Below are 23,008 nucleotides of genomic sequence, written 5' to 3'. Positions count from 1 at the left end.
GGAGTGCCTCAAGCGCTGCGGCTCATGGTCATGCGTTTCACGCACCAGCGCGGGCATCCTGTGCAGGGCCGAGGCGTTGCTGGACCTTGGATTGCGGCCAGCCGAAAGAGACGCCCAGGGGCGCCTGCACGCCGGAGCGAGGCGCTGCGGGGACCTTGGATCCTGCCAGCCAGAAGCCGCCCGCGGCGCACCTGCGCGCCGGACGGAGACGCTGGAGAGGACCTTGTGTCCAAGCGGCCAGAAGCGGCGCGCGGGGGGAGCCGCGCGCCGGGATCGTCAGGCGATGAAGTCGATCCGCTGGCCGTTCGCCGCATCGAAGAGATGCAGGTTCTGGCGGTCGAAGCGCAGCGGCTGCGTGCGGCCGAGGCTGCGGGCCCGGTCGGCCGGCACCCGCACGGTGATCTCGCGCTCGCCCATGAGGCAGATGGCGAGCGTATCCGACCCCAGCTCCTCGAGCACGTCCACCTCTGCGACGAAATCGGCCTCCTCGGGCGCGCAGGGCTCCAGATGCTCGGGGCGCAGGCCCACATCGAGGCTGGTGCCCACCGGCACCGGCAGATGCGAAAGCGGGATCGCGCCGCCGCCCACCTCGATCACCGTGCCGCGATCCGACGAGGCCACGCGACCCGGCAGGATGTTCATCTGCGGCGAGCCGATGAATTCGGCCACGAAGCGGCAGGAGGGCCGCTCGTAGAGCTCGAGCGGACGGCCGTGCTGGATGATGCTGCCCTTGCGCAGAACCACCACGCGGTCGGCCAGCGTCATCGCCTCGACCTGATCGTGGGTCACATAGATCGTCGTCGTGCGCAGCATCCGGTGCAGCCGCTTGATCTGGGTGCGCATTTCGACCCGCAGCTTGGCGTCGAGGTTCGAGAGCGGCTCGTCGAACAGGAAGACCTTGGGCTTGCGCACGATGGCGCGGCCCATGGCCACGCGCTGACGCTGGCCGCCCGAGAGCTGGCCGGGGCGGCGGTCGAGCAGGTCCTCGAGCTGGAGGATGCGCGCGGCTTCCTCGACCTTCTTCCGAATCGTCTCGGCGGGCTCGCCGCGCATCTTCAGCCCGAAGCCGATGTTGTCGCGCACCGTCATGTGCGGATAGAGCGCGTAATCCTGAAACACCATCGCCACGTCGCGGCCCTTGGGCTCGATATCGTTCACCAGCCGGTCGCCGATGCGCATATGGCCGCCGCTGATGTCCTCGAGCCCGGCAATCATCCGCAGCATGGTGGATTTCCCGCAGCCCGAGGGCCCCACGAAGGCCACGAACTCGCCGTCCTCCACCTCGAGATCGACGCCGTGGATGGCCTCCATCCCGCCATACCGCTTCACGATCTTCTGCAGACTGATGCGTGCCATGCGCTGTCCTCCCTGTCGTCCGGCCGCTTCTCGCGCCGAAGCCCGTCGGACCCACATTATCAATATCGTTGACATTATCAATAATCATGTGATTATCAATACAACATCAGGGAGGATGCAGGGGTCATGGGTGTGGGCGAGGCCTTCGGAGCGGGACCGCAGCGCAGCCGCAGCGCGCAGGTGGAGCATGCGCTCCGCCGCGAGATCGTGCTGGGGACGCTTCCGCCCGGCGGCGTGCTGCGCGAACTGGATCTGGCGCAGCGGTTCGCGGTGGCGCAGGGCACCATCCGCGAAGCGCTGATGCGGCTGTCGGAAGAAGGGCTGGTCCAGCGCCGCGCCCGCCGCGACACCCATGTGACGGAGGCCCATTCCGACGATGTGGTGGAGCTTCTGCGCATCCGCCACGACATCGAATGCCGCGCTGCGATCCGGGTGATCGAGGCGAACGACCCTCGCCTGCGCAGGGATCTCGACATGCTGCTGCAGGCCATGCGGCTGGCCGCGCTGCAGGAAGACGAATATGCGCTGCTGGAGCAAGACTGCCGCTTTCACCTGCGTCTGTTCGAGGCCGCCGCCATGCCGGTGGTGGAGCCGGTGCTGATGCGCTGCCTTCTTCATACGCAGCGGTTCAAGATCCTGAACAGTGCGGCGAACAGCCGGGAGCTGCTCGCGACCGCCGACCGGCATGTCTCGATCCTCGAGGCGCTAGAGACGCGCAGCGCCGAGGCGCTGATGCGCGCGCTCTCGCATCACATCGCGACCATCGTCGATTTCGGCCCCGAGGTCATGCCGACGCTCGCGCCCGAGGCAGGGCAGGGCATGGCGACCCCCGCCCTGAAGGTGCATCCATGAGCCTGACCCTTGCTCCCGAAATGCGCGCCGTGCTCGACCGGCTCTTGGCCGAGGACGGGGTGCAGCCCGATCCGACGCTCCTGCCGCCGGCCGAGGGCCGGGCGGCGGCCGAGGCCGGCAACCGGCGCTGGAACGGGCCGGAGCCCGCCATGGCGCGCGAGCTTCGCGTCGAGACGCCGGACGGGCGGCGGGCGCATGTCTTCCTGCCCGCGGGCGATCTCGGGCGCGAGGCGATCCTCTTCATCCACGGCGGCGGCTGGGCCTTCTGCTCGGCCGCGACCCACGAGGGGGCGGCGCGCCAGCTTGCGGTCGAGACCGGCGCGGCGGTGGTGACTTTCGACTACCGGCTCGCGCCGGAACATCCCTATCCGGCGGGACTGGAGGATTGTCTCGCCGTCTGGGCCGGGCGCGAGGCGATCCTCGCCGGACGCCGCTGGTCGGTGGCGGGCGATAGCGCGGGCGCCCATCTCGCGGTCGCGCTGATGTTCCGGCTGAACGGCCGCGACCTGCCGGCGACGGGGCTCCTCTTCTACGGGGTGTTCGATGCCGATTTCGAAAGCCCGAGCTATGTCGAGGTGGCCGAGGGGCCGGGCCTGACCCGCGCCAAGATGCTGCGCTACTGGGATTTCTACACGCCCGCGGCAGGCCGGCTCGAGGATCCCTGTCTCACGCCCGCCCGCGCGCCGGATGCGATGCTGGCGGCGCTGCCGCCGCTCTATCTCAACGCGGCCGAGATCGATCCCCTGCGCTCGGACGCCGAGCGCTTCTCGGCGCGGCTCACAGCGTTGGGGCGGACCGACAGGTTCGACATCGTGCCGGGGGTCGTCCACGGATTCATGCAGATGAGCCGTTGGCTGCCGCAGTCGGTGGCGGCCTACCGCCGGGCGGGCGAGGTGTTCCGGGCGCTCACCTGACCGCCGCCCCGGGCGGCGAACGTTTCTCGATTTTGGGAGGAGAGAGAATGAAAAGAACCATCAGCGCGCTGGCCCTTCTGGCCGGCCTCGCGCCGGGGATCGCCTCGGCCGACAGCACCGTCCGCTTCTGGTATCACTTCGACAATCCGGAGAACCCGATGTCGGATCTGGTGGCCAAGTTCGAGGAAGCGAACCCGGGCATCAGGATCGACGCGCAGAACGTGCCCTGGAACAGCTATTACGACAATCTCTACACGGCCATCGTCGGCGGCAACGCGCCCGACGCGGCCATGCTGAAGATGTTCGCCCTGCCGCGCCTTCTCGAGATGGAGGCGCTCGAGCCGCTCGACGAGATGATCGCGGGCTGGGAGGGCCGCGACGACATCCTCGACAATCTCTTCGACCTGACCGAGGCCGAGGATGGCAAGCACTATTACCTGCCGGTGCAATATGTGGCGCTCTACCTCTATTACCGCGCCGACATGTTCGAGGAGCTGGGCCTCGCCCCGCCCGAGACCTGCGACCAGTTCCGCGAAGCCGCGATCAAGCTCACCCGCGACACGAACAACGACGGCAAGATCGACACCTACGGGTTCGGCTTCCGCGGCGGCAAGTCCGGGCACGAACATTGGGGCGCCTTCACGCTGGGCCGCGAGGGCGTGGCGCTCGACGAGAGCCTCACCTCCGAGGCCGGCGTGGCGGGCACGCAGTTCGTGGTGGATCTCTTCCAGAAGGACAAGGTCTTCCCGCCCTCGGCCCCGAACGACGGCTTTCAGGAGATCATCGGCGCCTTCAAGACCGGCGTGACCGCGATGACGATCCACCATGTCGGCTCCTCGAACGATCTGGTGGCGGCACTGGGCGACAAGGTCGCGGCGGTGCCGGTGCCAGAATGCGGCGGCGGGCGCTGGACCACCTTCGGCGACGAATCCACCGGGGTCTTCAGCAATGCCAGCGACAAGGAAGCCGCCTGGAAGTGGATCTCGTTCCTTTCGTCGGAGGGCAACAACGCGCTCTTCAACAGCGCCACGGGCCAGCTTCCGGTGACCAAGAGCGACAGCGCCACCTGGGACCAGCACGAGAAGCGCTTCGTCGACGCGACCCAGGCCTCGCTCCCCTTCGCCCATCTGCTGCCCGCCTCCTCGGCCACGCCCGAGTTCGTGAACACCGTCTGGCCCACGAACATGCAGCGCGCGCTGAACGGGGAGATCACCGCCGCCCAGATGAACGAAGCCATCGCCAAGCTCTTCGCCGAAGAGTGACGGTGCAGGGCCGGGGCGCTCCCTCCCCGGCCCGCCTTCTTCCCGAACCATCCGACGCGCCGCCCGCGTCCGAGCCTGACCCGCCTGCCGGCCCTCCGCGCCGCAGGGGACGAGAGAGGTCCGCCCGATGACAAGTGTTCCGGTCCCTGACCGCGACGAAATCGCCCCCGCCCGCCGCGCGCGGCTCTGGCGGCAGGTGCTGCCGCTGGCGCTGCTGTCCCCGGCCGTGCTCGTCACGCTCGCCATCGTCTTCTTCCCGATGGTGCAGACGGCCTGGATGAGCCTGCACGACTATGTGCTGTTCCGGCCGAAGAAATTCGACTGGGTGGGGCTCAAGCACTATGCGGCGATCCTGCAGGACGAGGTCTTCTGGATCTCGCTGCGCCACACGGTGCTCTGGATCGCGATCACGGTGCCCGCGCAGGCGCTTCTGGGGCTGGCGACGGCGCTTCTCCTGAACCAGAAGTTCCCGTGGCGGCCCGTGGCCCGCGCGCTCATCATCATTCCCTGGGCACTACCCTCGGTCGTGATCGCGCTGATGTGGGCCTGGATCTACGATTCGAACTACGGCGTGCTGAACGACCTTCTGCTGCGCGTGGGCATCCTCGAACAGTCGATCCCGTGGCTCGCGAACCCCGGCACCGCGCTCTATGCGATCATCCTCACGCTGACCTGGCAGGGCTTTCCCTTCTTCGCGGTGATGATCCTCGCCGGTCTCCAGTCGATCCCGCGCAGCTACTACGAGGCGGCCTCGCTCGACGGCGCCTCGAGCCTACGGCAGTTCTGGCACATCACGCTGCCCGGCATCTCGGGCGTGCTCTTCACCGCGATCCTGTTGCGCACGATCTGGGTCGCGAACTCGATGGACGTGATCTTCGTGATGACCGGCGGCGGGCCCGGCTATGCCACCTATACCCTGCCGCTCTACGCCTTCCTCGAGGCGCGCACGAACCTCGATTTCGGCTACGGATCGGCACTCGCCATGACCTTCACGCTGCTCCTGCTCGGCATCGTGATCCTTTATCTGAAACGTTCGGCCAAGGCGGTGCACTGATGGCTCTGGGACGCAAATCCACCCTCCGGCGGATCCTGACCGTCGATCTGCCGATGGTCCTGATCCTCGTCTTCACGCTCGGCCCCTATCTCTGGATGGCGCTGACCTCGCTCACGGCCGAGGACAAGCTTTTCACCCGCGGCCCCTCGGTCTTCGACCTCGTCTGGGAGAACTACGCCCGGCTCTTCGCCAACGTGGGCTTCGCGCGCAACATGCTCGACAGCCTGATCGTGGCCTCGGGCACCGTGATCGTGGGCCTCACCCTGTCGGTGACGGCGGCCTACAGCTTCTCGCGCTTCGATTTCCGCTTCAAGCGCGTGCTGCTGCTGCAGTTCCTGCTCATCAACATGTTCCCGCTGGTGCTCCTGATCCTGCCGCTCTTCGTGCTGATGCGCCAGCTGGGGCTTCTGGACACGCATCTCGCGCTCATCATCGCGAACTCGACCATCGCCATTCCCTTCTCGGTCTGGATGATGACGAGCTACATCAACGGCATCCCGAAATCGCTGGACGAGGCGGCGATGACCGACGGCTGCTCGCGGCTCTCGGCCATGGTGCGGGTGATCCTGCCGCTCTGCGCGCCGGGCATCATCGCGACCGGCATCTACATCTTCATCACCGCCTGGAACGAATATCTCTATGCCCTGACGCTGGGTGGCCAGAACGTCCGGCCCATCACGGTCGCGGTGCAGACCATGATCGGCGAATATCAGGTCCAGTGGGGCCTCCTCACCGCCGGCGGCATCGTGGGCGCCATGCCCGCCACCCTCCTGTTCCTGATCGTGCAGCGGCGCCTCGTGGGCGGCCTGACTCAGGGCGCCGTGAAGGGCTGATCCCAGACCCGGCGGGGCCGGAGAGGGCCCCGCCTTCCCAAGAAGGAAGAAACGTGAAAAATCCTGTCGGCATCATCTCGATGCAGTTCATCCGGCCCTTCACCTCGGAGTCGCTGCATTTCCTGAAGAAGTCCCGGGCCCTGGGCTTCGATTTCATCGAGCTTCTCGTGCCCGAGCCCGAAGACGGGCTCGACGCGGCCGAGGTGCGGCGCATCTGCGAGGGCGAGGGGCTGGGCCTCGTTCTGGCCGCGCGCGTGAACCTCCAGCGCTCGATCGCGAGCGAGGAGCCTGCGGCGCGGGCCGGCGGGCGCGACTATCTGAAATATTGCATCGAGGCCGCCGAGGCGCTCGGCGCGACCATCGTCGGCGGCCCGCTCTATGGCGAGCCGCTGGTCTTCGCCGGCCGCCCGCCCTTCCCCTGGACGGCCGAACAGATCGCCGCCCGCGCCGCCCGCACCGTCGAGGGGCTGGCCGAAGTGGCCCCGCTCGCCGCGAGCGCGGGCAAGGTCTTCGGGCTCGAGCCGCTGAACCGCTTCGAGACCGACATCGTGAACACGACCGCACAGGCCATCGAGGTGGTGGATGCGGTGGGCTCGCCCGGTCTCGGCGTCATGCTCGACACGTTCCACATGAACATGGAGGAACGCTCGATCCCCGATGCGATCCGCGCCACAGGCGCGCGCCTCGTCCATTTTCAGGCCAACGAGAACCACCGCGGCTTCCCCGGCACCGGCACCATGGACTGGACGGCCATCGCGCGGGCGCTGGGGCAGGCGGGCTACGCGGGTCCGGTCTCGCTCGAGCCCTTCCGGCGCGACGACGAGCGCGTGGCGCTGCCCATCGCCCACTGGCGCGCCCCGCACGAGGACGAGGACGAGAAGCTGCGCGCGGGGCTGGGCCTCATCCGCTCCGCGCTCACCCTGGCGGAGGTGACCCACTGATGACGATCAGGATCGGATGGATCGGCTGCGGCCGCCACGCAACCTGGATGCTGATGCCGCAGCTCGCCCGTTCGGGCTTCGAGATCGCGGCGGTCTGCGACCGTGACGCGGCGGCCGCGCAGGCGGCCGCGCGCCAGTTCGGCGCGAAGGCCGTCTTCTCGGACTTCGAGGAAATGATTGCCGCAGGCGGGCTCGATGCCATCGGCATGGCGGTGGGCCCCGAGGTCCATTACCGCGCGACGCTCGCGGCCATCGCGCGGGGCCTGCCCGTCTTCATGGAAAAGCCCCCCGCCGCCACTGCCGTGCAAGCCGAAGAGCTGATGCGCGCCTCCGAGGCCGCGAAGGTGCCGGTCACGGTGGGCTTCATGAAGCGCTATTCCACCGGCAACCGGATCGCGAAGAACATCCTCGAGGGCGGCGACTTCGGCCCCGTGCTGGGCATCCACGGCAGCTACATGACCGCGCCCACCTATTTCGCGGGCGAGGTGGATTATACCGGCTTCTACCTGCACCATTGCGTCCATTACATGGACCTGATCCCCTGGTTCGCAGGGGCCGACTTCGCCGACGTGCAGCTGCGCAAGAATGTCTGCGGCAAGGGCAAGATGCTCCTGCACATGAACTTCGCCTGCGAGAACGGGGTGATCGGCAACGTGGTGATGGGCACGGTCCAGTCGCGCGGCACACCGATGGAGTTCGTTCAGGTGATGGGCGACCATCACCGCGTCGAGGTCGAGAATGTCATCAACGTGGCCTGGCACCGCAACCCGCCCTTCAAGGCCGAGGATCCCCGCGCCCTGCTCGATCCCGGCTGCGACAGCCTCGTCTGGACGCCGAACTTCACCGCGGCGGCGAACGAGGATCACAAGGGCTATCATGCGCTTCTGACCGATGTGGCGGCAATGATCCGCGGCGAGTCCGACCGGGCGCCGGTGATCCGCGACGGCTGGCTCGCCATGAAGCGGCTCGAACGGATGATCGCGCTGATCGAGGCCTGACGCCCGCCGCCGCCCGGTCTCCCGGGCGGCCGCACCCGCGCCCGCCCTGAGCCAGAGGCCGGCCGCTCCCGTCTGCCCTCCGGGTGCGGATCCCACGCCGCGGCTTTCGCAGACGGCCGACGGCTCGGCGCCGTCGCCCGAGCCGAACGAGCCCCGCCGCGAACACGCTGCCTTGGGTGCGGCGCGCAGGCCGGGCCTGCCGTCCCTCGCCTCTTCACTCTGTCCAAATATCCCGGGGGGACCGCAGGGGGCGGCACCGCCGCTCCCTGCCCGCGCCGAAGGCGCGGACGGGGGGCAGCGCCCCCCGCCTCCTGCGTGTCAGAACTGCGCGATCAGGTTCAGCGCCAGCCCCTTGTCGTCCTGCACGAGGTCGGTCAGATCGTCCGAGAACCGGCCGAAATTGTAGATCAGCCCCATCGACATGTTCCGGTTGACCTGCCGGTAGCCGCCCACCAGCACGCCGGTCTCGGTCGTGCCCGCCTGTTCGGCATGCAGCTGCCGCACCTCGGCCAGCAGGTCCCAGTTGTGCACGAGGTGATAGCGCGCGCTGACCACGCCCAGCCAGGCGTCGTTATCCACGAAGGCCTCGCCCTCGGCGGCCGAGCTCGCGCCGAACCGCATCCCCAGCTTGCCGCCCAGCGTCCAGCGTTCGGTCACGTCATATTCGGCATCGAGGCTCACCACATGGGTCTTCTGCCGCGGGCTCCGGCTCTGCACCCCGTCCGTCTCCTGACCGTAGAGATCGTAGAGATACTGGTATTTCGCGAGCAGGTTCAGCCGGTCGTTGTCGGTGGGCCGCAGCGCATAGCCCAGATCGTAGCGGATGTAGTCGCCCTCGGGCAGGGTGGCGGTGCCGTTGTCGGGCAGCACGAACTGCAGGCTCGACACGATCCGCTCGGCGTCGTTCAGCGCATAGCGCACCGTGCCCGTGCCGAGGATCGTGTCCGCATCGCGGTCGCGCCCCTCGTAGGTCCCGCTGTCGCGTCGCAGCTCCAGCCGGCCCTTCATCGAGAGCCGCTTGCCATCGTCGTAGCGCACCCCGAACGAGAGCGCCACGCGGTCGAGATCGCCCGTCGCATCGTCGGCCACGCGGCCGAACTCGGCGGCCCCGGTCCAGACCGTTCGCTCGCTCGCGGCATATTCCACGCCGTAGGAGGAGGCGAGGGTGCGCCGCTGGCCGAAGAGGTCGTAGCTGTTCTCGCCGAAGACCGAGGTGCTCTCGCCCAGCTTGCGCCGTGCGCCGCCCACGAACTTGCCGTGGTCGCGCCCGGTCAGGGTCACGTCGTCGAGCGTCCGGTCGGGATCGAGCACATAACCGAGATAGGTGCTCTCGGCCGCATCCTTCTCGCGGCGCAGCATGATCTCGCCGCCCCAGCCGGTGTGGCCGGCCGAAATCCCGGTCTGCAGCCGCCAGTCCTGCCCGAGTGCCGTGTCGAGCTTGACGCCCGCGCGGTCCGCGCGCTCGATCCCGCCCGACCGGGCCACGGTGGTGCGCCCCCAGAGCTCCCAGCTCAGCAGGTCCGAGAGCTCGCGGCGGAAGCCCGCGCCCGCATCCTGCCTGCGCCCCGTACGGTCGGCGCGGCCCGGATCCTCGCGGTCGAGATGGCCGAAGGCCAGCTCCACCGTGTCGCGGTCGTTCAGCCGGTGGGCATAGCCCAGCCGCGCCTCGTCGAGCTTCTCGTCGGGATCTTTGCGGTAATGTTCGTAGCGGAAGGCGAGCCTTCCGCGCTCCGACGTCGCGACCTCGGTCTCGAGGCCCCAGAGCTCCTCGTCCTCGGTCGTCTGATGGTCGATGGAGGAGAAGCCCGCCGTGCGCCGCTCGGCCCAGACCTCGACATGGCCCTCCGTGCCGGGCCGGAGGTCCGCCAGATCGGCCCGCGCCTTCAGCCGGTAGCCCTCGCCGGTGCCGTCGACCGGATCGGTCGTCTCGAGCGTGAGGCCGCCGTCGATCGAGCTGGTGAAGCCGAAGCCCGGCCCCTCAGAGCGCGCGGCCTCGGCCTCGAGATAGGTGCCCTCGGACAGTTTCCAGAGCAGGTCGGCCCCGGTCGAGGTCTGGTCGGCAAGACCGGTGCGGTCCACCTGACCGCTCATCCCCAGCCGCAGCCGGTCGGTGGCCCAGGCCTCGACGCGCGCGCCGAAGGCCATGCCGTCGACGTCGCCCGTCACCGGCGCCCATTCATATTGCGCCACAAGATAGAGATCGTCCTCGCCCACCGCGCTGCCGGACAGGAGCCCGGAGGTGCCCGCATAGGAGGAGAGCGGCGCGTAAAGCGTCACCACCCCCTGCGCGTAATTGACCGAGTAATCCTGCCCGTTCACGAGGCCGCGGGTCGAGATCACCCGGCCGGTATCGGGATCGCGGACCTGAACGGTCAGCGTCTCGGATCCTTCCAGAAGGTCCTGACGCGACAGGAAATAGACCGAGCCGCCGGTGCCGCGCAGCAGATCGCGCTGCGGCAGCTGGTCCGGTTCGGCCGCATAGCCCTCGAAGCGCAGCCGCGCCTCGCCCCCGGGCGTGGTCGCCCGGCTCTGCAGCACGAGCTGGCCGCCATAGAGGCTGCGCTCGTTGCGCAGAAGCTCGGTGCCGCGGCTCTTCGACTTGAAGTCGCCCCATAGGCCGAAACTGCCGTCCTTCTCCACCTTCACATAGAGGCCCGAGGAGGTGGGCGTGTCGTCGGTGAGGATCGAGTCGTCGCCGTAGGTCGGATAGTAGAGATCGGGATCGAGCCGGCCGAGCACCGCGCGCGGATCCTTGTCGAGCACGTTGCCCAGAAGGTCCGACAGATCGTCCTCGCGCGTGTCGGCCGAGGCGGTGATCTCGTAGCCGCGGGCGGTCTTGCCCTTGGCGTAGAACTGCAGCCGCCCGCGCTGCCACGTCTTGTCGGTGCCCTCGGGCAGCGAGCCCATGCGGCGGCCGAAGCTGAGGTCGGCCACGCCCACGGTGAACCAGTCCGAGGCGGGGATCGTCAGGTCGCGCGTGATGTCGAGCGCGCCCGGCACCCGCACGTCGATCCCGTGATGGCCCGGCGGCAGGATGCGCTGCACGACGGCCGCGCCCGACGGATCGGGGACCACGCTCGTGCCCAGCGTCTCGAGCCGCGCGCCCGGTGCGAGGTTGCGCACATGCACCGTCACCGCGCCGCCCCGGATCGGGATGTTGCGCTGGGTCGCATTGTCCGACCCCTCCTCCTCGCCCGCGCCGAAGGCGAGGCCGCGGCGGTCGGGGGCGCCGAAGGGCAGGGGGGCTGTCTCGTCGTAGCGACCCGCGCGGTCGTAGACGCGCAGCACATACTGAAGATCGCGCCCCTCGGGCAGCGTGAGCGCCGCCTCGCCGTTCGGCGCGACCGGAACGGTGGTCAGGAGCCGCGTGCCGCCGCCCGAGGCGTCCATGTCATAGATGCGGAACTCGGCCCGGGCGAGGAAGGCCGGATAGTTGGTCCGGCTCCGCAGCACCACGCGGTCGCCCGGCCCGGCGGGTCCCGGATCGGCCCGGCCCGCATCGAGCCGCGGCGCCACGCCGAAACCGTCGAAGCGCAGATCCACATCGGCGTCCGAGAGCCGGAGGTCCGCCTGCCGCTGGCCGTCGGCCGTTGCGGGATCGCCCGCGGCCGGCGCGCCGTCCACCGAGATCAGGAAGCCGTCGCCGCCCAGCGGAGGCTGCACCACCGGGCCCCCGGCCTCGGTATTCTCGCCCACGGGCAGCGCCACCTGATCGCAGGCTTCCATCGCCGACGGGCCGGGCCTGCCCGCGCAGTCCTCCGCCAGCGCGCTGCCTGCGCCGAGGGCCAGCAGCGAGACCGAGAGGCCCGCGAGCGCGCGCACGTTCATTCCGAACATTCTGGTCATCCTCTTACTGGTCCCGCTGGATCGTGCGTTCGATGAGCACCGGCCCGGCCCGACCCTTCCAGGCCTTGCGCACCAGCGCCTCGGCCGCATCGAGCCGCGCTTTTGCCGCGCCCGCGCCGCCGGCGTCCTGCCGGGTGCTGATCCGCACCACCACCGGCGCATCGCCGAGGCTTGCCGCCGTCTGCTCGAGCGCCCGGGCGAAGGCCGCGGTCGGCCGGCCGTCCGCGAAGGCCGCCGCCGTCAGGTCGAGCCGCACCACCCGGCCCAGAGCCGCGCCGAAGTTCAGCTTGGCCATCTTGCCCGGCGTGACGCGGATCGTGCGCGGGTTCTCGGTCGTCACCCGGTAGCCCGAGGGCAGGGAGCGGGTGTCGAGCTTCAGCGTGAAGTTCGCGCCGGTCTGGCCGGGTAGCTCGGCGCAGGGGACGTGGAAGCGGCCGAACTTGTCGGTCTGGATCAGGGTCCCGTTCGGCGTCGCGAGACGCACATCGGGGATGCCCGGCTCTTCGGCCTCGGCGCCGCGGCCGTGGGCCGCGCCGTCGATCGGATCCTGATAGCCGTTCATGTTCCGGTCGTCGAAGACCTTCCCGATGATGTCGGCGCATTCGAACACATGCTCGGGCTCGCGGATCACCACGGCCTCCGCCACGTTCGAGGAGCGCTGGCCCGTGCGGTCGAGGAGCCAGGTCTTGTTGGTGAGCGGCCCGTAGGGCGCAGCCCCCAGCACGCGCGCGGCGAAGCGCACGGTGATCGTGCCGCCCGCGGGCAGGGTGTCCGCCTGCCAGCGCAGGAAGCGGCCGCTGACTTCGGGCTCCAGAGGCGTGCCGTCGAGCGTGGCGCTGCCGGGCGTATAGACGAGGCCGTCGGGCATCCGGTCGACCAGCACCACCTCGCGCATCGAGCGCGGCGCGTCGTTGGTGAAGGCCAGCACATAGGAGACGGTCTCGCCGATGACCACGCGCTCGGGGCTGGCGGTCTTGGTGGCCGTCACATCCGTGGGCACGTCGAGCTCGACCACGGTCGGCGTGTCATTGCCCACCTCGGTGCCCGAGACATCCGTCACCGGCGTGTCGGGATCGCCCGGATTGGTCCCGCTGACGCGGGCCGTGTTCGCGACCTGCCCCCGCTCGAGATCCGCCGCCGTCAGCGCATAGCGTGCCGTGAAGGTGGTGCTGTCGGTCTCGCCCGGCGCCAGTGCGGCGATGGGGCCGCCCGAGACCACCGCGCCCGCCAGATCGTCGGTCAGGGTGACGTCGGTGAGGGTCACGTTGCCGGTGTTCGTCACCGTGAAGCGGTAGAGAAGCTCGTCGCCCAGGGCCGGGCGCGTGCTGACGGACTCGTCCGCCACCTCCTTGACGAGGGCGATCCCGGGCGTCTGCGGCACGAGCGACAGGGTCGGATCATCGTTCTCCGCCTCGGTGCCCGAGATGTCCTCGACCGTGCCCGGTTCGCCATCCGGCCCGCGATACGCGCCCGTGGCCCGGGCCGTGTTCTCGATGACGCCGCGGTCGAGGTCTGCCTGCGTCAGCGCATAGGCGGCACTGTAGGTCACGCTGTCGCTCTCGCCCGGAGCAAGCCGCCCGATCGGGCTGCCGCTCAGGACGAGGCCCGGCAGGCTCGTGTCGCTCACCGTCACATCCGCGAGCGTCACGTTGCCCGTGTTCGTCACGGTGAAGCTGTAGCGGACCAATTCGCCGATGGCCGCCGGGCTGCCGATGCCCGAGACATCGGCCGTCTTCACGAGCGCGATGCCGGGGACGGGCGCGAACTCGGTGTCGGTCGGATCGTCGTTCTCGATCTCGGTGCCCGAGATGTCGGTGACGGTGTCGGCCGAGCCGTCGGGCGCCCGGTAGCTGCCGGTGACGCGCGCCGTGTTCGACACCCGACCCTGATCGAGATCCTCCTGCGTCAGCAGGTAGCGGGCGCTGTAGGTCGTGCTGTCGCTCTCGCCCGGCGCAAGGCGCGGGATGGGACTGCCCGCCAGCACGAGGCCCGGAAGGCTGTCGTCGGTGACGGTCACGTCCGTCAGCGTCACGCTGCCCGTGTTCGTCACGGTGAAGCTGTAGGTCAGCGGGTCGCCCACCGCCGGCGGCGAGGAGACGGCCGAAGCGTCCACCGCCTTGACCAGCGCCACGGCCGGCGCCTGCCCCACCGGAGCCACGGTCGGATCGTCGCGACCGACGTCGGTGCCCGAGACATCCTCGACCTGCGTCTCCCGCCCGGTGCCGTCCGTATGGAGGCCGGTGGCCAGCGCCGTGTTCTCGACGAAGCCGCGGTCGAGATCCTCCTGCGTCAGGGCATAGCGCGCGCTGTAGGCGGTGCTGTCGCTCTCGCCGGGGGCGAGGCGGGCGATCGGGCTGCCGGTAAGGACGAGGCCCGGCAGGCTCGTGTCCGTCACGGTCACATCCGTCAGCGTCACATTGCCGGTGTTGGTCACCGTGAAGCTGTAGGTGAGCGCCTCGCCCACTTCCGCCGGCGTGCCGAGACCCGAGAGATCAACCGTCTTCACCAGCGCGAGGGCCGGGGCCGGCTCGATCAGGGCTTCGGTGGGAGTGTCATTGCCCGCGTCGGTGCCGGAGATGTCCTCGACTTCGGTTTCGCCGCCCGTGCCGTCGGTATAGGTGCCGGTCACACGCGCGGTATTCTCGACGAAGCCCCGGTCGAGATCCTCCTGAGTGAGCGCATAGCTCGCCGTGTAGGTGGCGGTGTCGCTTGCCTTCGGAGCGAGGCTGGCAATGGTCCCGCCCGTGAGGGTGAGGCCCGGCAGGCTCGTGTCCGTCACCGTGACATCCGTCAGCGTCACGTTGCCGGTGTTCGTCACCGTGAAGCTGTAGGTGAGCAGGTCGCCCACCGCTGCCGGAGAGGAGACGGCCGAGACATCGACCTCCTTGACCAGCGCGATGGAGGGCAGGGCGTCGAGATCGGCGCGCGTCAGCGTGTCGTTGGTGGCCTCCGTGCCGGAAATATCCTCGACCTCGGTCTCGACCCCTGCGCCATCCGTATGAGTGCCGGTGACGAGCGCGGTGTTCTCGACATAGCCGCGGTCGATGTCCGCCTGCTTCAGCGCATAGCTCGCCGTGTAGGTGGTGGCATCGGTCGCATTCGGTGCGAGCGACGGGATCGGGTCGCCGGTGAGCACGAGACCCGGCAGGCTGTCGTCGGTGACGGTCACATCGGTCAGCGTCACGTTGCCGGTGTTGGTCACGGTGAAGCTGTAGCTGAGCAGATCGCCCACCGCCGCCGGCGAGGAGACCGCCGAGGCGTCGACCGTCTTGACCAGAACGATGGCCGGCGCGGTGCCCAGATCGGCGCGGGTCACCGTGTCGTTGGTGGCCTCGGTGCCGGAGATGTCCTCGACCTCGGTCTCGACCCCTGCGCCGTCGGTATGGGTGCCGGTAACGAGCGCCGTGTTCTCGACATAGCCGCGGTCGATGTCCGCCTGTTTCAGCGCATAGCTCGCCGTGTAGGTCGTGGCGTCCGCCGCGCCCGGTGCCAGCGACGGGATCGGGCCGCCGGTGAGCACGAGATCCGCGAGGCTGTCGTCGTTCAGGGTCACGTCGGTCAGGGTCACGTTGCCGGTGTTCGTCACCGTGAAGCTGTAGCTGAGCAGATCGCCCACCGCCGCCGGAGAGGAGACCGCCGAAGCATCGACCGTCTTCACCAGCGCGATGGAGGGCGTGGTGTCCAGATCGGCGCGGGTCGGCGTGTCGTTGGTGGCCTCGGTGCCGGAGATGTCCTCGACCTCGGTCTCGATCCCCGCGCCATCGGTGTAGGTGCCGGTGGCGAGCGCGGTGTTCTCGACGAAGCCGCGGTCGATGTCCGCCTGCGTCAGCGCATAGGTCGCGGTGTAGGCGGTGGCATCGGTCGCACCCGGCGCGAGCGTCGGGACAGGGCTTCCCGCGAGCACGAGACCCGCGAGGCTGTCGTCCGTCACGGTGACGCCGGTCAGGGTCACGTTGCCGGTGTTGGTCACGGCAAAGCTGTAGGTCAGCAGCTCACCCACCGCCGCCGGCGAGGAGACGGCCGAAGCATCGACAGTCTTCACCAGCGCGAGGGCGGGCGCGGTCTCGAGATCGGCGCGTGTCAGCGTGTCGTTGGTGGCCTCGGTGCCGGAGATGTCCTCGACCTCGGTCTCGACGCCTGCGCCATCGGTGTGGATGCCGGTGACGAGCGCGGTGTTCTCGACGAAGCCGCGGTCGATGTCGGCCTGCTTCAGCGCATAGGTGGCGCTGTAGGCGGTGGCATCGGTCGCACCCGGCGCGAGCGACGGGATCGGGTCGCCGGCGAGGATCAGATCGGCGAGGCTGTCGTCGCTCACCGTCACGTCGGTCAGCGTCACGTTGCCGGTGTTCGTCACCGTGAAGCTGTAGGTGAGCAGGTCGCCCACCGCCGCCGGAGAGGAGACGGCCGAAAGATCGACGGCCTTCACCAGCGCGATCGAGGGAGTGGTCCCCAGATCGGCGCGCGTCGCCGTATCGTTGGTGGCCTCGGTGCCGGAGATATCCTCGACCTCCGTCTCGACGCCCGCGCCATCGGTGTGGGTGCCGGTGACAAGTGCCGTGTTCTCGACGTAGCCGCGGTCGATGTCGGCCTGTTTCAGCGCATAGGTCGCGGTGTAGGTGGTGGCGTCCGCCGCACCCGGCGCGAGCGTCGGGATCGGATCCCCCGCGAGCACGAGGTCGGCAAGGCTGTCGTCCGTCACCGTCACGTCGGTCAGCGTCACGTTGCCGGTGTTCGTCACCGTGAAGCTGTAGCTGAGCAGATCGCCCACCGCCGCCGGAGAGGAGACCGCCGAGGCGTCGACCGTCTTGACCAGTGCGATGGAGGGCAGGGCGTCGAGATCGGCGCGCGTGGGCAGGTCGTTGCTCGTGTCGGTGCCCGACGCGTCCTCGACCTCCGTCTCGACCCCTGCGCCGTCGGTGTAGGTGCCGGTGGAAAGCGCCGTGTTCTCGACGAAGCCGCGGTCGATGTCGGCCTGGGTCAGCGTGTAGCTCGCGCTGTAGCTCGTGCTGTCGGTGGCGTTCGGCGCGAGCGAGGCGATGGGGCCGCCCGTCAGCACGAGATCCGCGAGGCTGTCGTCGGTCACGGTCACATTCGTGAGCGTGACGTTGCCCGTGTTGGTCACGGCGAAGCCGTAGCTTAGCACGTCGCCCGCCGCGACCGGGCTCGAGAGGGCCGAGAGGTCGACGGTCTTCACCAGCGCGATGGCGGGCGCGGCCTCGACGTCGCTGCGGGTCGGAAGGTCGTTCGCGGCGTCGGTGCCGGAGACGTCCTCGACCTCGGTCTTGTCGCCGTTCCCGTCGACATGGGTCCCGGTGACGAGCGCCGTGTTTTCGACAAACCCGCGGTCGATGTCGGCCTGCTTCAGCGCATAGGTGGCGGTGAAGGTGGCAGCGTCGCTCGCTCCCGGCGCGAGGGTGATCGGCCCGCCCGACAGGACGAGGCCCGGCAGGCTCGTGTCCGTGACCGTCACATCCGTCAGCGTCACGTTGCCGGTGTTCGTCACCGTGAAGCTGTAGCTGAGCTGCTCGCCGACCGCCGCGGGGCTGGAGATGCCGCTCGCATCCACCGCCTTGACCAGCGTGATGGCCGGGGCAGGGGGCACGGTCGCCACGGTGGGCGTGTCGTTGGAGGTGTCCGTCCCGGACCTGTCGGTCACTTCGGCGGGCGTGCCGCCGGGCCCGGCATAGGTGCCGGTCGCCAGTGCGGTGTTCTCGACGAAGCCGCGGTCGAGATCCTCCTGCTTCAGGCTGTAGGAGGCGGTGAAGGTGGTGCTGTCGCTGTCGCCCGGCGCGAGGGTCGCGATCGGCCCGCCCGTCAGCACGAGACCCGGAAGGCTGTCGTCGGTCACGGTCACGTCGGTAAGCGTCACGTTGCCCGCGTTCGTCACGGTGAAGCTGTAGGCGAGCACGTCACCCACCGCCGCCGGAGAGGAGAGGCCGGTCGTGTCGACCTCCTTCACCAGGGTGATGGCGGGCGCAAGCGCGAGTGGCGTGGTCACGCTGTCATCGGCCGTGACCGGCACCCGGCCGCCGCCCTGAACCTGAACGAAGCCCGTCACGCTCGCGTCGTTGGTGAAGCTGCCCGCATCGACGTCGGCCTGGGTCAGCTCATAGGTCGCGGTGAAGCTCGTCGTGTCCGAAGCCCCGCCTGCCAGCGAGATCGGCCCGCCCGTCACCTGCACGCCCGGCACCGCATCGGTGAGCGTCACGTCGGTGAGGGGGGCCACGCCGCCGTTGGTCACGGTGAAGCTGTAGCGGATGGTCTCGCCCGCCAGCGGCGGCGAGGAGAGGCCGCTCTCATCGGCGGTCTTCACGAGCGAGATCGCTCCGATCTGCACCGTCGTCGGCGTGTTGTTGGCGGTGGTCGTGCCGGAGAGGTCGCTGACCGTCACCGGAGCGCCGCCCGAGCCTTGCGTCCAGGTGCCGGTGGCGGTGGCCTGGTTCTCGACACGGCCCGCGTCGATGTCGGCGGCGGTGAGCAGGTAGGTGGCCGCGAAGGTGGACGTGTCCGTCTCGCCCGGCAGCAGGACCGGGACGGTCAGCCCGTCGAAGGCGGCGGGCAGCATCGGATCGGCCAGCGTCACATCGGCCAGCGGCACGTTGCCGGTGTTGGTCACCGCGAAGCTGAAGAGGATCGGGTCTCCGGGCGCGATCGGATCGGAGAAGCCCGAGGTGTCTGCCGTCTTCACCACCGCGATGGCGGGGGCATAGGTGACATTGACCGGCGTCGGATCGTCCTCGCCCGGGTCGTTGGCATAGCCGTTCCCGTTCGGGTCGGGGTTCGAGCCATTGTCGGAGAGATCGGTCACGGGCTCGCCCGAGAGCTGGCCCACGGCATCCAGCCGCGCCTGGTTCCGGTAGCGCGGCGACGCGGAATAGGGCAGGGGGATCTCGGGCCGCACCTGCAGCGTGAGGGTGATGGAGCAGCCTGCCCCCGCGGCGAGGGTGCCGCCCGAGACGAGCTCGGTCGCGCCCGCGCCGGTGTAGCCCGCGTTCAGGCCACCGCAGCTGCCGCCGGGCGCCGAGACGAGGCCATATTCCCCCGGTTGCAGGGCGGACAGGTCCGGGTTGTAGGTGCCGAAGCCGGGCAGACCGCCCTGAAGCATGTCGGTCACGGTCAGGCCCTGCACCGGCTCGACGCTGAAGTTGCGCACCGAGAAGGCGAAGCTCACGCGGAACGCGCCATCGGCCCGCAGCGCCGGCTGCGAGGACACGCGCTTGGCGATGCCCACGGTCGGGATCGGCCGCACGGTGAAGTCGTAGCCGGTCAGATCCTCGTCCGGGCCGATCGCCACCGAGCCGATGACAGTGGCGCTCGACGCGGTGCCCGAGCCGCTTGCCGGGACCAGCGCCGCCAGATCCTCGTGGCGGGCGGGGAGGCTGCCGGTGCGGGTGATCGTATAGGTGCCTTCGGCCAGAAGGCCGAAGCTATAGCCGCCGCTCGCGTCGGTGGTGGTGGTCCGGGTAACCGGGGCGCCGGTGAGGTCGGTTCCGCTCAGCTGGATGGCGATGCCCCCAAGGCCGGTGTCGGTCCCGGCGCGTGTGCCGTCCTCGTTGAAGTCGCGCCAGACCGCGCCCGCGACGGACGAGCCGGTGATCTCGACCGAGCCGCTGTTGCTGTTGTTCGACGGCACGCGGTCGTCGGAGTCGGTCGTGACGCTTGCGCTGTTGGTGAAGCTCTGCGGCGTGCTCGTGATCGCCGTGACTCGGACGGGCAGGGTGACCACCGCCTCGGCTCCGGGCGAGAGCGTGCCGAAGGAGCAGCTGACCGCCGTGCCGCCGGCCGTGCCGGTGCAGCTCGTCGCGCTGGCCGTGCCGGACGCCATCGTCACGCTCGGCGCGCCCGTCAGCACCATTCCCGAGGGCAGGCTGTCGGTGAAGACGACATTGTCGGCCTCGGAATAGCGCGGGTCGCTGGCGTTGCGGATCACCACGTCGAAGGTGAAATCCTCCCGCAGCGGCACCGACGGCGCCGAGGGCGTCTTGCTGGCCACCTGCACGTCCACCCGGGTGCGCAGCGTCGTGTTCTGCGTCGCCGTGTTGTTGTCGGTGCGGCTCTCGAAGTCGCCGGCGCGGTCGGCCGTCACCGAGGCCGTGTTGGTGACCGAGCCCTTGGCCTCGGCCCGCATCGTCACCTCGAAGGTGCGGCTCTCGCCCGAGGCGAGATAGGGCACGCTGCAGATCACCTGACCGCCGATGGCGCCCGCCGCGGGCGTGGTGCCGCAGGACCCGTCCGCCGGGGCGCTGGCCTGCACGAAGCTCAGCCGCGTCGCGGGAAGCGTGTCGGTGACGATCACATTCTCCGCCGCCGAGGGGCCGTTGTTCGTCACGAGGATGCGATAGATCGTCTCGTCGCCCACCGTCACCGGATCGACCGTGTCGGTCTTGGCGATCAGCAGGTCGAAGCGGGGGAAGGTCACGTCGACCGAAGCCTCGGCCGCGTTGTTGGTCTCATCGGTCTCGGTCGTGCTGGTGGTGACCTCGGCCCGGTTGACGAGGGTCGATTCCAGCAGCGACAGAAGCGGCCGCACGACGATCGTCACCGTCTGCTGCGAGCCGTTGTTGATGGTGCCGAGGTTGCACACCACCTGATTGTTGCCGCCCGAGGTGGCGCTGCCGGCCGCCGGCTGCGTGGCGCAGCTGCCCGTGGAGGGGCTGGCCGACAGGAACACGAGCCCCGAGGGCAGCGTGTCGGAAACCGTCACGTTCTCGGCCTGGCTGAGGCCGTTCGCCACGTTCTTCGCCGTCAGCACATAGTTCAGCGACTGGCCCACGGCGACGGGATCGGGGTTGGCCAGCTTCTCGAGCGTGACGTCGGCCCGGGGTTCGACGGTGAAGCTCGCGCTCGCGCTGTTGTTGGCCGAGGCCGGGTCGGCCGTCGTCTGCGAGACGACGGTCGCGGTGTTGGTCCGCGCGCCCGCATTGCCGCCCGGGGTGGTCACGAGGGTGATCCGCGGGCAGTCGAGGCCGGGGGTGCAGACGGGGAGCGTGTCGAAGGAGCAGCTCGCCGTGACCGAGGTCGCGCCGGTCGTTGCACCGCCGCAGCTGGCCCCCGTCGCCGCGAAGGGCTCGACCGAGATGCTCACGAGGCCGTTGCCCGCGCCCGAGGTCGCGCCGTTCGCGAGACCGGTCAGCGGATCGCTGAAGCGCACGTTCGCGGCCTCGGTGGGGCCGAAGTTGGTGATCTCGACCTCGAAGGTCTGCGGCTCGCCCGCAATCGCGGTGGCGGCAGTGCTCTTGGTCAGGCCGATGTCGGCGGCGAACGGCGGTTGGCTCACCGTCACGTCGGCGCCGCCCGAGTTGTTGCCCGGCGTCGTGTCCTCGAGCGTGCCGTCGACGGTCTCGACGCCAGCCGTGTTGCGCACCGGCCCGTCCTGCAGGGCGACCGCGGTCAGCACCAGATCCGGCACGCGGCCCCCGGCCGCAAGCGGCGCCGCCCCGTCATAGGGCCGGTCGCAGACGAGGTCGGCGGGGCCCGTGACGGGCAGGGGCGCACAGCTCCAGCCCGAGCCTGTCACAGACTCGATCGTGAGGCCCACGGGCACCGCATCCGTCACCCGCACGGTGCCGTCGAAGCCCGCATTGCCGCGGTTCGTCACGCCGATCCTGTAATCGAAGGGGCTGCCGCTCACGGCGAGGGCCGGAGAGGGCGCCGATTTGGACAGGGCGAGATCGACGAAGGGCGCCTCGATAGTCACGCTCACCGACGAGCTGTTGTTGCCCGGGAACGGATCGGTGGTGTCGGCGGCGGAGACCGTCGCGATGTTGAGGGGCGTTCCCGGATCGACCGCGCGGGCGGTGATGCGGATCTCGCCTATGGACACGTCCTCGCCCGCGCCGGTGGTGGGGGCAGGGCGGGCGCAGGTCACGGTGCCGCCGCTCTCGCCGCAGGTCCAGCCCGCGTCCGCCTGAACCGAGACGAAGCTGTAGGCCGCGGGCAGTGGATCCGTCACCGTCACGGTCCCGCCGGGCGCGTCGCCGCGATAGCTGGGCGACAGGATGAAGACCAGTTCGTCACCCACGAGAATGGTGCCCGAGGGCGTGCGCGACTTCACGATGCGCAGGTCGCTGCCCGCGGTGACGGAGGTGCTGGCCGTGGCGAGGTTGTTGGTGGAATCGGCATCGGCCGGCTGCTGGCCCATGATCGCGACCGAGGCGGCCACGGTCGAATTGGATGCGGCCGTCACCTGACCGGCGAAGTCGAAGGCGAGGCTGTCGCCCACGGCGAGAGGGTCCGCCACCCGGCAGAGGAAGGTGCCGCCGGACCGCGTGCAGCCGGCGGGACCCGTCATGTCGACGACGCCCGTGGGAACGGGGAATTCGACCTCGAACGCCTCGGACGTGTGGGGCCCCTCGTTCTCGACCCGCACTTCATAATGCACCGTGCCGCCCGAGGGCACGGTCGCATCGGCGGTCAGCGAGACCGAGATGTCCGCGCCGCGCTCCACGGTCGTGGTGACTTCCTCGTAGTTGTTCCCGGCCAGCGCATCGGTGTCGGGGACGCGGGCGAAGAGGACGAAGGTGCCTTCGTCCAGCGTCTCGAACGCCACGTCCACGACGGTGGATGCGTCCTCGGCGAGGGCGGGAATGGCGCAGTCGACGAGGCTGCCCACCACGGCGCAGCTGGCCGAGGACAGGTCCGGGCGGAAGATCGTGTTGGCGGGGATGTTGGTCTCGATCCGCGTCGGCGGGGCGCCCGCGGTGCCCGTGTTCTGCACATCCACCTTGTAGAGCGCCACGCCGCCTGCCGCGATGGCGAGGCCGGCCGAGCCGTCGAGCTGGACGCGCCAGTCGTAGTCGACCGCATCCTGCGCCTGAGCGAGGCCGGTCAGAAGCCACAGGAGGGCCGGGACGAGGGTTGCACCGAAGGCCGCGGCAGCGGCCGCCTTACGCGAATGTCTGATCCACACAGCTTTGTCCCCGCCACCCGGTTCGTCTGGCCACGGCGGCGGG

General features: G+C 69.6%; 10 protein-coding genes. 7 read left to right on the top strand and 3 right to left on the bottom strand.

Going from position 1 to position 23,008, the window contains the following annotated elements:
- Window positions 1–276: 276 nt before the first annotated feature.
- On the bottom strand, window positions 277–1,356 hold the full coding sequence (locus RSP_RS19095) for an ABC transporter ATP-binding protein (RefSeq protein ID WP_011339524.1): 1,080 nt from the start codon (window positions 1,354–1,356) through the stop codon (window positions 277–279).
- A 126-nt stretch (window positions 1,357–1,482) separates the two neighbouring features.
- On the opposite strand from RSP_RS19095, the gene RSP_RS19090 reads away from it, so the two are divergent.
- From RSP_RS19090 to RSP_RS19060, 7 genes are all read left to right on the top strand, one after another.
- Window positions 1,483–2,208 (top strand): GntR family transcriptional regulator, encoded by a 726-nt coding sequence (locus RSP_RS19090; RefSeq protein ID WP_011339523.1) that lies wholly within the window; start codon window positions 1,483–1,485, stop codon window positions 2,206–2,208.
- Window positions 2,205–3,122, top strand: coding sequence for an alpha/beta hydrolase (locus RSP_RS19085; protein WP_011339522.1), 918 nt, complete (start codon window positions 2,205–2,207; stop codon window positions 3,120–3,122). Before RSP_RS19090 ends, RSP_RS19085 begins: the two co-directional genes overlap by 4 nt.
- Before the next feature lie 47 nt (window positions 3,123–3,169).
- Window positions 3,170–4,384 carry an ABC transporter substrate-binding protein gene (locus RSP_RS19080; RefSeq protein WP_011339521.1) on the top strand — a complete coding sequence of 405 codons (1,215 nt, stop codon included), beginning with the start codon at window positions 3,170–3,172 and terminating at the stop codon, window positions 4,382–4,384.
- Window positions 4,385–4,511: 127 nt separating this feature from the next.
- Window positions 4,512–5,438, top strand: a complete 927-nt coding sequence (locus RSP_RS19075) for a carbohydrate ABC transporter permease (protein ID WP_011339520.1) — start codon at window positions 4,512–4,514, stop codon at window positions 5,436–5,438.
- Window positions 5,438–6,271, top strand: coding sequence for a carbohydrate ABC transporter permease (locus RSP_RS19070; protein ID WP_011339519.1), 834 nt, complete (start codon window positions 5,438–5,440; stop codon window positions 6,269–6,271). The genes RSP_RS19075 and RSP_RS19070 overlap by 1 nt, the downstream gene beginning before the upstream one ends.
- A 53-nt stretch (window positions 6,272–6,324) precedes the next feature.
- Window positions 6,325–7,212 carry a sugar phosphate isomerase/epimerase family protein gene (locus tag RSP_RS19065; RefSeq protein WP_011339518.1) on the top strand — a complete coding sequence of 296 codons (888 nt, stop codon included), beginning with the start codon at window positions 6,325–6,327 and terminating at the stop codon, window positions 7,210–7,212.
- Entirely contained in the window at window positions 7,212–8,210 is a 999-nt protein-coding gene (locus RSP_RS19060; protein WP_011339517.1) for a Gfo/Idh/MocA family protein, read from the top strand. Before RSP_RS19065 ends, RSP_RS19060 begins: the two co-directional genes overlap by 1 nt.
- A 318-nt stretch (window positions 8,211–8,528) precedes the next feature.
- Here RSP_RS19060 and RSP_RS19055 read toward each other — a convergent pair whose 3' ends face one another.
- Together RSP_RS19055 and RSP_RS19050 are read right to left on the bottom strand one after the other, a co-directional pair.
- Entirely contained in the window at window positions 8,529–12,047 is a 3,519-nt protein-coding gene (locus tag RSP_RS19055; RefSeq protein ID WP_043764347.1) for a hypothetical protein, read from the bottom strand.
- A gap of 13 nt (window positions 12,048–12,060) precedes the next feature.
- Entirely contained in the window at window positions 12,061–22,965 is a 10,905-nt protein-coding gene (locus RSP_RS19050; protein ID WP_017140422.1) for a DUF7507 domain-containing protein, read from the bottom strand.
- Window positions 22,966–23,008 lie beyond the last annotated feature (43 nt).

This window comes from Cereibacter sphaeroides 2.4.1 (genome assembly GCF_000012905.2).
GTDB classification, from domain to species: domain Bacteria; phylum Pseudomonadota; class Alphaproteobacteria; order Rhodobacterales; family Rhodobacteraceae; genus Cereibacter_A; species Cereibacter_A sphaeroides.
Note: the sequence above shows the minus strand (reverse complement) of the source record. Positions and strands in the feature narration are given on the sequence as shown.